Origin of the sequence: Neisseria sp. P0018.S001 (assembly GCF_051957355.1) — a bacterium.
GTDB classification, from domain to species: Bacteria; Pseudomonadota; Gammaproteobacteria; order Burkholderiales; family Neisseriaceae; genus Neisseria; species Neisseria subflava_A.
In genome coordinates this window covers 218,307-229,985 of the sequence record NZ_JBQCWN010000001.1, presented here as the reverse complement: position 1 = coordinate 229,985, position 11,679 = coordinate 218,307, and the positions used below count along the sequence as shown (strand labels likewise).

7 protein-coding genes are annotated in these 11,679 nt (G+C 51.9%); 2 read left to right on the top strand and 5 right to left on the bottom strand.

Annotated elements, in window-relative coordinates:
• Positions 1-121: 121 nt before the first annotated feature.
• Positions 122-3,778: an exodeoxyribonuclease V subunit beta gene (recB, locus tag ACTHTJ_RS01095; protein WP_070584169.1), complete on the top strand. Its 3,657-nt coding sequence runs from the start codon at positions 122-124 to the stop codon at positions 3,776-3,778.
• A 58-nt stretch (positions 3,779-3,836) separates the two neighbouring features.
• On the opposite strand, the gene ACTHTJ_RS01090 is transcribed toward recB, so the two are convergent.
• From ACTHTJ_RS01090 to ACTHTJ_RS01080, 3 genes are all read right to left on the bottom strand, one after another.
• Positions 3,837-4,568, bottom strand: coding sequence for a phosphoadenylyl-sulfate reductase (locus ACTHTJ_RS01090; protein ID WP_070584167.1), 732 nt, complete (start codon positions 4,566-4,568; stop codon positions 3,837-3,839).
• A 115-nt stretch (positions 4,569-4,683) separates the two neighbouring features.
• Entirely contained in the window at positions 4,684-5,742 is a 1,059-nt protein-coding gene (gene dinB, locus ACTHTJ_RS01085; protein ID WP_070584166.1) for a DNA polymerase IV, read from the bottom strand.
• A gap of 77 nt (positions 5,743-5,819) precedes the next feature.
• The gene (locus tag ACTHTJ_RS01080) at positions 5,820-6,863 is read right to left on the bottom strand and encodes a sulfate ABC transporter substrate-binding protein (RefSeq protein ID WP_210389038.1); all 1,044 of its coding nucleotides are present in this window, start codon (positions 6,861-6,863) and stop codon (positions 5,820-5,822) included.
• A 386-nt stretch (positions 6,864-7,249) separates the two neighbouring features.
• Here ACTHTJ_RS01080 and ACTHTJ_RS01075 point away from each other — a divergent pair, with 386 nt between their 5' ends.
• On the top strand, positions 7,250-8,086 hold the full coding sequence (locus ACTHTJ_RS01075) for a DUF4198 domain-containing protein (protein WP_070584163.1): 837 nt from the start codon (positions 7,250-7,252) through the stop codon (positions 8,084-8,086).
• A 43-nt stretch (positions 8,087-8,129) separates the two neighbouring features.
• Here the strand turns inward: ACTHTJ_RS01075 and ACTHTJ_RS01070 are convergent, their stop codons facing one another.
• The gene (locus tag ACTHTJ_RS01070; RefSeq protein WP_070584161.1) at positions 8,130-8,981 is read right to left on the bottom strand and encodes a DUF5672 family protein; all 852 of its coding nucleotides are present in this window, start codon (positions 8,979-8,981) and stop codon (positions 8,130-8,132) included.
• A 37-nt stretch (positions 8,982-9,018) separates the two neighbouring features.
• Positions 9,019-11,619, bottom strand: coding sequence for a DNA mismatch repair protein MutS (mutS, locus tag ACTHTJ_RS01065; RefSeq protein WP_070584159.1), 2,601 nt, complete (start codon positions 11,617-11,619; stop codon positions 9,019-9,021).
• Positions 11,620-11,679 lie beyond the last annotated feature (60 nt).

Below are 11,679 nucleotides of genomic sequence, written 5' to 3'. Positions count from 1 at the left end.
TAGCCATTAAGACATGCCGTCTGAAAACAGAAAGTTTTCAGACGGCATTTTTATCATCAATGCAAAACAACACACTATCTCTGTTATGATAATGCCTCGCTAATATTATTCCGTTCCCACCATGTCTTCCGCCCTTCCTTTTGACGCGCTCACACTTTCCATCGACGGTACCAACCTCATCGAAGCTTCTGCCGGTACGGGTAAAACCTACGGCATTGCCGCGCTTTTTACCCGACTGATTGTTTTAGAAAAAAAAGACATCGAGAAAATTCTGGTCGTTACCTTTACCAAAGCGGCGACGGCAGAACTGAAAACCCGTTTGCGCGCGCGTTTGGACGAAGTGTTGCAGGTTTTGAACGAAATTCAAACCTTGGGCGGCGAGCCGGAACATATTTCAGACGGCCTGAACAAATATTACGAAAAAGAGAAAAAATCCCCCGATGACTTTCTCAATCGATTGATTCCTTTGGCTTTAGGCGAGCAAGACGGACAGGAAAGCTGCCATCGCCTGATTCTCCGCCTCAAAGCCGCCCTGAGCCAGTTTGACAACGCATCGATTTACACCATCCACGGCTTCTGTCAGCGCGTCTTGCGCGATTACGCGTTTTTGTGCGGCGCGCCTTTGGATGTCGAACTGTCGGACGACTCGCGCGAGAGGCTGCTGATTCCTGCGCAAGACTTTTGGCGGCAGAGAGTGGCAACCGATGCCACATTGGCACAATTGGTTTTTGACCGGAAATGCACGCCCGAAGAAATGCTTGCCGAAATCAAAAGCTATACCGGCCGCCCCTATCTGAAATTCAGACGGCCTGAAGGCGATTTGAAAGAAGCCCAAGCCAACCTTCAAGAAACATGGGAAAAAATTTGCAACCAGTTGGAAGACTTGGAAAAAGCGTTTTGGACAATCTTGCCCAAACTTAACGGCCAAACCTACAAAAGAAAAACCTTTGAAAATGTTTTTACCGATTTAAAAACAAACACTGAATCCAACCGTCTGCCCCGCCTGAGCAAAGAAACACTAAAAAAATTAAGCCTCTTCAATATCGACACGCTCAACAGTAAACTGAAAAAAGAATATAAAGCCGATGCCGATGCGCCGGAAATTATTCAGCTGCAAGCCTTGGCTAATCTCGGTCGTGATTTGCAGGCAATGGAAAGTGCAGAAGAAGCAGTCTTCATCTGCCTGCAACTCGACCTCCTTTCCTACATCAACCAATCCATTGCCGAACAAAAAAAATCACGCCGCGAGCGCGTGTTTGACGATTTGCTGCTGGATGTCCATCAGGCATTGACCACCAATGAACACGGCAACGCGTTGGCAAAAGCGGCGGCGGCAAACTGGGAAATCGCGCTGATTGACGAATTCCAAGATACCGACCCGTTGCAATACGAAATTTTCCGCCAAATTTTTATCGAACAAGGCTGCCCGCTGTTTCTCGTTGGAGACCCCAAGCAGGCGATTTACAGCTTTCGCGGTGCGGACATTTACGCCTATCTGCAAGCCGCACAAGATGCGGACAGGCATTACACCCTCGCCGTCAACTACCGCAGCCATGCCAAGCTGATTAACGGCATCAGCGCCTTGTTCAAACAAAAAAAACATCCATTCGTATTGGAAAACATCGATTACAGCGATGTCTCCGCCAGCCGCGCCGAAAGCCGGCTGTCGCCACACCGCCCTGCCATCCAAGTGCGCTGGCTCAATACGGACGACCAAACCGGCAAAGAGATTTTGCGCGTCCGTGCCGCCGAATATTGCGCCGATGAAATTGCCTTTGCGCTCAATGAAGCAGCCGAAGGCCGTCTGAACTTCAAAGGCCGCGCGTTGGAATCCGGCGATATTGCCGTCTTGGTGCGCACCAACAACGAAGCGGCGATGATTGCAAGGAAACTGAAACAGCGCCGTATCCAAAGCGTGTTGCTGTCGCGCCAGTCCGTTTTCGATTCTGCCGAGGCAGACTCTCTGTCCGCGCTGATCGGCTTTTGGCTCAACCCAAGGCAAACCGACTGGCTGCGCTTTGTCTTGACCGGCGTTTTGTTCGGCTATACCGCCAAAGAGATTTACGAACTCAACCACAACGAACACCAGCTGCTGAAATGGCTGGAGTCATCTGCCGAGGCCATGGAAAAATGGCGGAAAGGCGGCATTTTTGCCGCCGTGCAGCAGTTTGCCGCCCTACATGATATCGAAACACGCCTACTCAAGGGCGGCAACGAGCGCAGCCTGACCAACTACTACCAAATTCTGGAGCTTTTGGCCGAAGAAGACAGTCAAAGCCGCAACCCTGCCGCCCTGCATAAATGGTTAAACGAACAAATCAGCCGTGCACGCAGCGGCCATTTCCCGTCAGATGCGCAAACCATCCGTCTTGAAAGCGACGAAAAATTGGTCAAAATCGTTACAATGCACGCATCGAAAGGTTTGCAATATCCTTTAGTGTACTGCCCCTTCGCGTGGGATACCAAAGACAATTCCAAAGAAAACTGGAAAATCCTGCATACTGAAAACCACGAAACCGAGCTGCTGGCAAAATCGCAAACCTCGGAAGCAGAACTAAGCCATCTTGCCGACGAAAAGACGGCTGAAGATTTGCGTCTGCTCTATGTCGCCCTTACCCGCGCCGAAGAACAGCTCAACATCTACGTTGCCGCCAACAAAAACTGTACGCCAAATAATCCTTTTGCCTATCTGCTCGAAGGTTTGCCGGATGCTGGCCGTGAAAGCGTCAGCCAAAGCTATAAAAGCGCGACAGACGTTGTGGAAATGCTCAAAACCAACTGGCAACGCTTTATCACAAACGCGCCCGAAAATACGGAGTTTGCCTTCACGGAAGAAGCCCCGCCAGAAACCGTCTACCAATACAGTCGCCAGCAAGACCAAGCCTTGAGTGCACATAGCATTAAACGCCGCGATTTTGACTTTATCCGCCACACCAGCTTTACCGGTTTGAGCAGGCACACCAAGTCAACCGACGAACAACACGAGCCTTTGCAACCTGCCATTGATCCTGCAGAAAGCGCAGACCGTGCCATGCCGTCTGAAAACCTGCCGTCCTCGCTTTCAGACGGCCTCGATATCCACCATTTTCCCCGCGGCACCAATGCCGGCGTATGTTTGCATGAAATGTTGGAAAAACTCGACTTCGCCACCTCTGCCGAAAGCCAATCCGAAATGATTGCCGAAGTTTTGCAACGCCACAGCTTTGAAGACAAATGGCTGCCAACGGTAAGCGCCATGCTTGACACCTGCCGCCTGACGCCTTTAATCAACGAGAACCTATCGCAGATTCCGCCGACCCGACGCCTGCCCGAAATGGGGTTCACCCTGTACATGGACGATTTCAAACTGGACGACTTGCGCCGTTGGTTTGCCTCAAGCGAAGCAAACCTGCCGCCCGAATGCGTCCAAGCCGCGCAACTGCTTGATTTCCATGATTTGCAAGGCTATTTAAACGGCTTTATTGATATGGTTTGCCAAGATTCAGACGGCCATGTCGTTTTAATCGACTACAAATCCAACCATTTGGGCAACGATGCAAGCGCGTATACGCAACAGGCGATGAACGAAGCCGTGGCGCATCATCACTACTACCTGCAAGCCCTGATCTACGCCGTTGCCATCGCGCGCTACTACGCCCTGCGCGGCAAGCCCTTGCCCAAAATCGCCATCCGCTACCTCTTCCTGCGCGGCATGGACGGCTCGGATCAAGGTATTTGGAAATGGGACATCGATACCGCCCTGCTTTCCACTTTCGTTGATCGGAAAACAAATTCTTGATAAATCAATTGTTAAGCCGTCAAAAAGGCCGTCTGAAACGTTTTCAGACGGCCTTTGATTATTTATGCAAACCGCATTCCTTACTGTCTTTGCTTTCCCACCACCATCGTCCGGCGCGGATATTTTCGCCCAGCTTGACCGGACGCGTGCAGGGTTCGCACCCAATGCTGGGATAGCCCTGATGATAAAGCGCATTGAGCGGAACTTGGTGCTCGTGTGCATATGCCCAAACATCCTGCTCTTCCCAATCGAAAATAGGATTAAATTTGGCGATGTTGCGACCCGTATCCAGCTCTTCAAAATTCAATTCGCTGCGCGTTTCGGACTGGCTGCGGCGTTGTCCGGTCAGCCAGGCAGGCGCGTTGTGCAAAGCGCGGTTGAGCGGTTCGATTTTGCGGATATGGCAGCAACGGCGGCGCAACTCGACGCTGTCGTACATGGCGGTCGTGCCGAATTCCGCTTCAAATTCATCGGCGGTTTGCCGGTTGGGATAAAACACTTCCAATTCGGTTTGATAACGCGCATTGGTTTCGGCAATCAGTGCGGCGGTTTCGGGATTGAGTTTGCCCGTATTGAGCGTAATGATGCGGATGGGCAGTTTTAGACGGCAAACGGCATCGGTAATGACCATATCTTCAACCGCAAGGCTGGATGCGAACACGGCTTGCGGATAGCGCGCGACAATGTCTTGCAAACGGCGCTCCAAAGCAGCCGCCAACTCAGGCAGGCGGCGGCGTTCGGCATCATTGGTTTCGGGGATTTTCCAAAATTGAGGACGGAATAAAGACATGGCTGGTTGTTCCTAATAATTTTCAGACGGCCTGTTGAAACGGCTGTCGATATGGTTATGGAACGATATTGTCCTGCGCCCTATCTTCAAACGGAAAGAATGCTTTTCTATTTCTTTATAACCAAAGCGTCTGCTGCTGGTTTTTCGGCAGCAAATGACTCACACCGATGCCGATCAGGCGGAAGGCGTCTTCGCGTTGCGGCGGTATGCGTTGCAGCAAAGTATGCGCCGCCTGAAGCAGCGAGGCACTGTCGGGAAGGACGGAAGAATACGTCAGCGAACGCGTGATAATGCGGAAATCATGGGTTTTGAGTTTGAGGGTAACGCCTTTGGCTTCAACGTTTTTGCGCTCAATCTGCCGCCAAAGGTCTTCGGCAAGGTGCGGCAAATGGCTTGAAGCCTGTTCCAAAGACAAATCTTCGGGCAAAGTGATTTCGGTTGAGATTTGCAGGCGTTCGCGTTCGGCTTTGACCGGCCGCTCGTCGATACCGCGTGCCAAATCGTAAAGGCGGTAGCCGTAGCGGCCGAAATGGTTTAAAAGTTCGCCGCGCTCAAAACGGCGCAAATCGCCGGCAGTCTGCATACCGAGGGCATTCATTTTTTTCAGCGTAACTTTGCCGACACCGGGAATCTTACCCAACGGCAAGCTCTCCAAAAACGCCATGATTTTGGGCGGCGGCAATACAAACTGTCCGTTTGGCTTGCGCCAGTCGGACGCGATTTTGGCCAAAAACTTATTGGGCGCGATGCCTGCGGAGGCCGTCAAACCGGTTTCTTCAAAAATTTCGGCGCGAATGCGTTTGGCCACCTCGCTGGCGTACGGAATATTTTTAAAATTTCGGGTAACATCCAAATAGGCTTCGTCCAAAGACAAAGGCTCGATCAAATCGGTATAACGCCGAAACACGGCATGAATCTGCGCCGACACTTGGCGGTACAAATCAAAATGCAGCGGCACAAACACCGCCTGCGGACACAGCCTTTTTGCCGTCGCCACCGACATGGCCGAGTGCAAACCGAATTTGCGCGCTTCATAAGACGCGGCACAAATGACCGAGCGCGCACCGTCCCACGCCACAACGACGGGCAGCCCTTTCAAATGCGGCTGATCGCGCAGTTCTACCGAAGCGTAGAATGCGTCCATATCGATATGGATGATTTTGCGTTGGGACATGGGAAAAGGTGGATAAGGGAAAGGCTTATTGTAACAAAAGGCCGTCTGAAATTTCAGACGGCCTCTATGTTCAAATCTTATTTTTTACCGGAAAGCTGATCAAACAATCCGCCGTCGGCAAAGAATTTTTTCATGATGTCCGACCAAGCGCCGAACTTCTCATTCGGATTGAAGGTTTCAATATCGGGGAAGTCGGCTTTGTGTTTGGCTAACACTTCGGCATTGCGCGGACGCAGATAAAGATTGGCGGCCAACTCTTGAGCCGGTTCGCTCCAGAGGTTTTTCAGGTAAGCTTCGGCAGCGGCGCGCGTGCCTTTTTTATCGACCACGCTGTCCACGACGGCAACCGGTGCTTCTGAAATAATGGTGTAGCTCGGATAGACGATTTCAAATTGATCTTGAGTCAGTTTTTTGCTGACGTAGTTGGCCTCGTTTTCAAAGGTAACCAATACATCGCCGATATTGCGTTGGCTGAATGTCGTCGTTGCCGCGCGGCCGCCGTTTTCAAATACAGGCGTATTTTTCAGCAATGCGGCCACAAAATCTTGGGTTTTGCCTTCATCGCCGTTGTTGACTTTCAAGCCGTAGCCGTACGCGCCCAAAAAGGCGTAGCGGCCGTTGCCGGTGGTTTTCGGGTTGGCCAAAACAATTTGCACGCCGTCTTTGGCCAAATCGCCCCAGTCTTGAATGTGTTTCGGATTGCCTTTGCGCACCAAGAAAACGACGTTGCTGGTATAAGGCACGGCATTATCCGGCAGGCGCGTGTTCCAATCGTCTTTAATCAAGCCTTTTTTCACCAAAAGCTCGATATCGGAAGTCTGGTTCATGGTGACCACATCGGCGGCCAAACCGTTGGCCACGGCCAAAGCCTGCTTGCTGGAGCCGCCGTGCGACTGTTGGATTTCAACCGTTGCACCGCCGTTTTTCACAGCATATTCTTTGACAAACAAAGGATTGTATTCTTTATAAAAATCTCGTGCGACATCATAAGAGACGTTCAACAGCTTCACATTACCGCCCTTGCCTGCGGAAGCTGCATTGTCGGCAGACTGTTCGTTTTTGGGAGAGCAGGCACTCAACGCCAGCGCGGCGGTCAATGCGGCAAAAGAAAGGGTACGGATATTCATGGTCGGCTCCTGTTGAAAATATGGGAGCACTTTATCGGGATTGGATGCAAACTGGAAATAATGTTTGCTTTCGCGTTTATCAGTTTTGGTTATATACAATCCGGGCGGAAGTCGGGAAAAAATGCCCACTCAGACAAAAATTACAATAAATTATATATACATCAATCAGATAAAGATTAAAGCAGCTATTTATACAAGATAAACATACGTTGCAAAAAGCATTACCAATACGTCAGGCCGTCTAAAAATTCAATATAAATAATTATTTATAATTAAAAAATATAGTTCTTATTATTTACAAAAAATGCAAATAAGAGTAATGTTTCTACTCGCCAAAATACAAGGCCTTTCATTCAACAACAAAATGGAGTGTAGAAACGATGAAACAGTGGATGCTTTTAGGATTGCTGGGATTGGGCGCAGCGGCACAGGCGCACGATGTTTGGGTGGCCGCACCGGCACATCAGCCTGCCGGCAAAATCCTGCATGCGGATTTGGGTTACAGCCACGACTTCCCCAATATCGAAAAAATCGCCGACGACCGCGTGCATATTTTCAAACCGCTGCAATTGACCGACAGCTCAAAGAAAACCGTTGATTTGGTGAATAAGGGCGAAAACTATCAATACGTTTCCAAAGCCGCCCTGCCCGCAGGCTCCTACTGGGTCAGCGCGACCTACCAACCGACTTTCTGGTCGAAAAACCAAGACGGCTGGAAACAGCAAACCTTGAAACAGCTGGCCGGTGCCACCTATTGCGAACAATCGCAAATGTTCGGCAAGAGTTTCGTCCACGTGGGCAACGGCGCAGTCGATGAAGCGGTATTGACCCGCCCTATCGGCCAAGAGCTGGAACTGGTTCCGCTGAAAAATCCGAACGCAGTCAAAGCCGGCGGTATTTTGCCGGTCAAAGTCCTGTACAAAGGCGAGCCTTTGGTTAAAGCCACCGTTACCGCCAGCTCGGACACTTTGGCCGAAATGGACTTGGAATCGACCCATGACCACCGCGAACCCCAAGGCTTCTCCGGCAAAACCGATAAAAACGGCGTGGTCAATGTGATTACGCTGATTGACGGTTTGTGGAAAATCAAAGTGGTGAACGAGACCGATTACGGCGATAAAAGCGTATGTCAGAAAGACAATACTTACGCAACGCTGATTGTGCCTGTCGGTACCAAACGCGCGGCTGCACGCCATGCCCACCATCATCAACATTAACAGCCATTAAAAAAGGCCGTCTGAACTTTCAGACGGCCTTTTTTTATTCTAATTCATAACCCAAATTTCTAAAAAAACGGGAGTATGTTTCCAACTCATCACCATTTAATTGGGTAAAACGGACACGGTTGCAGCCGGTCAAGACCACACTTCCCATCCAGTGCGCCCCAAAGACGCGCTCTAAAGGGACATTCCTCATTCGATTGATAAACGGTACTTCTGAAGAAAATTGTGTAGCAATATTCGGAGGCGCGAATTTCAAACCCAAGTCCTGCAATCTATAACGGTGTTGCGCCGTCAAAAACATATCTTCGTGGTGCAACCGTACCAGCCATTCCATATCGGCAATTTTCTCGTCTTTCGGCGGCAAAGGCGGTCGGATTTCTACATTTAAACCCAGTTGTCGCGGCATGGTTAAAAGCCGCTTGCTGCGCAGGCTGAAACCGCCGTTCTGCGGCTCGTCCAAATTCGGAGAAGTCTGAATCAGATGTTGTTTGGCCAAATATTGGTCGGTTCCCTTCAGGAAAAACTGCCCGTCTGCTTCGGTTTCCAACAAAATCGGCAAAGGTGCGCCGATATAATCATATTCCCGATAGGCATCCTGCCAATTTTGACCGTTCAACACCCAGCCGTCATTCTGAACAATCAAACAATAATCGGTTTCGATGTAATACATCAGTTGGTACAAAACAAACAGATTGTATTCTAGATAACCGAATGGCCGGCAAGGCTGATGTCGGATATTTTCCGGCAAACCTTGCGGACAGCTCGGGCTGATCAGCAATCCACGGCTACCGGGCAATTCGGCACAGCTGCGGATAATGGCATACATCGTGCCCTCGGTATAAGAATCTGCGCCGGTAATACCCACCACGGTAATATCAGTAAAACTCATTATATATTTCCCCTGTTTCAGACGGCCTTTACGTTATTTACGACACCTTATTGCAGATATCTTTCAAACGATACAAGGCATCCAAGGCTTCGCGCGGCGTGAGGTTGTCGGGCTGAATTTGCGCCAAAGCTTCAGCCAATTCATTGGTCTGCAAATTATCAATAGGCTCAACTTCTTGTTCTTTCCCTTCCTCATCTGTCCCATTTTCAGACGGCATGGTGCTGAAAATATCCAACTGTGGACGGTTGGCGGCAGCTTGGTTTTCCAAATCGTTTAAATGCTTTTGAGCCGCTTTCAAAGCGCGGTTGGGCAGGCCTGCGAGTTTGGCGACGGCGATGCCGTAGCTTTTACTGGCGGGGCCTGGCTCGATGTGGTGGAGGAAAACGATGTCTTGTCCTTGCTCAAGCGCGGAGAGGTGCATATTGACTGCTGTTGCGTGGGCTTCGGGCAGTTTGGTCAGCTCGAAATAGTGGGTGGCAAAGAGGCTGAAGGATTTGTTTTTTTGCAGCAAATGTTCGGCAATGGCTTGGGCAAGGGCGAGGCCGTCAAAAGTCGAAGTGCCGCGACCGACTTCGTCCATAAGGACGAGGGATTGCTCGGTGGCGTGGTGGAGGATGTAGGCAGTTTCGCTCATTTCGACCATGAAGGTGGAGCGATTGGAAGCTAAATCGTCCGATGCGCCGATACGGGTAAAGATTTGGTCGATGGGGCCGATTTGGGCGGCGTCGGCAGGCACGAAGCTGCCGGTGTGCGCCATGAGGACGATGTGAGCGACTTGGCGCATATAAGTGGATTTGCCGCCCATGTTGGGGCCGGTCAGGAGCATGAGGCGGTGTTTGTGGTCAAGGCGGGTGTGGTTGGCGGTGAAGTGGCGCACTTGCTGCTCGACGACGGGATGGCGGCCGTTTTCGATATGGATGGCGGGGTAGTCGACAAACTCGGGGCAGACGAAGCCGCGTTCTGCCGCAATCGCGGCAAACGTAGAAAGTACGTCGAGGGCGGCGGCGGCTTTGGCTGCTTTTTGAAGCTGCGGCAAGGCCGTCTGAACTTCTTTCAGCAGGGCTTCAAACAGGCGTTTTTCCAGTGCCAATGCCTGCTCTTGCGCGGTCAGGACTTTGTCTTCGAAGGTTTTGAGTTCAGGAGTGATGAAGCGTTCGGCGTTTTTCAGGGTCTGGCGGCGTTGGTAGTCGGCGGGGGCTTGTTCGGCTTGAATTTTGGATAGCTCGATGTAGAAGCCGTGGACGCGGTTGAACTCGACTTTGAGGGTGGAAAGGCCGGTGCGTTCGCGTTCGCGCGCTTCGAGGTCGAGCAGGAATTCGTCGCCGTGGTTTTGGATGTGGCGCAACTCGTCGAGTTCTGCGCAATAGCCTTGGTTGATGACGCCTCCGTCTTTAAGCCAGACAGCAGGTTCGGGCATCACGGCGGCTTTGAGGGTTTCGGCGACGGGCAGGGTTTCGGGGAAAACGGCTTTGAGGGTTTCTAAGAGACTGCTGCCCTCGGAGGACAATTCGATTTCGGACAGGGCAAACAGGCTGTCGCGCAGGGCGGCGAGGTCGCGCGGACGGGCGTTGCCGACGGCGATGCGGGCGGCGATGCGTTCGATGTCCGCAATGTTTTTCAGACGGCCTTGCAAAGTTTCGTATTGCGAACCCAGAGCGGCAACGGCTTCTTGGCGGGCGCGGATGTGGGCGCGGCTACGTAAGGGGTGGTGCAGCCAGAGTGCCAGGAGGCGGCTGCCCATGTGGGTAGCGCAGCCGTCGAGTATGGAAAACAGGGTCGGCGATTTTTTGCCGGAGAGGGTGTGTGTGATTTCGAGATTGCGGCGCGTGGGGGCGTCCATGCCGATATATTGGCTGTCAGTTTCGAGCGAAATGCCGTCTAAGTGTTGCGGCATCAGGTTTTGCGTCAGGCGGATGTAGTTCAACAGCGCGCCCGCCGCGCCGACGGCGGCTTCGTGTTCCTTGCCGTCCAAACCGAAGCCGTGCAGGTCTTGGCAGCCGAAGTATTCGGTCAACAATTTCGCGCCGGCGTCGGCGGCAAACTGCCACGAGTTCAGGCGCGTGATGTTGGCAGAGGTCGTCTGAAACCCATTAGGCAGGCTTTTGCCTTCGGGCAACAGGATTTCCGCCGCCTGCAAACGCGCAAGCTCGTCGGCAAGTTTGTCCACCGTCGTCAGCTTGGTTTTGAATTCGCCGCTTTGCAAAGATGCCCACGCGATGGCGATGTGTTTTTTATCCGCGTTCACCGCCGCGATGCGGTTGGTTTCCTTGTCTTCCAAAAACGCCGCGTCGGTCAGCGTGCCGGGCGTTACGATGCGCACGACTTTGCGCTCCACCGGCCCTTTGCCCGCGCCGACTTCGCCCACCTGCTCGCACACCGCTACGCTTTTGCCCATTTTCACCAGCCGCGCCAGATACTGCTCCGCCGCATGAAACGGCACGCCCGCCATCTTAATTGGCACGCCGTCCATCTGCCCGCGCGTGGTCAGGGTAATGTCCAACAGCTTTGCCGCTTCCACCGCGTCATCCAAAAACAACTCGTAAAAGTCGCCCATACGGTAAAACACCAGCTTGTCGGCGTGTTGCGATTTGATGGCGAGATACTGCTGCATCATCGGGGAAACGGTGGGTTTGGACATGGAAAAGCCTTAGAAACGCAAAAGCCTTATTGTAACAAAAGGCCGTCTGAAAAACAGGTT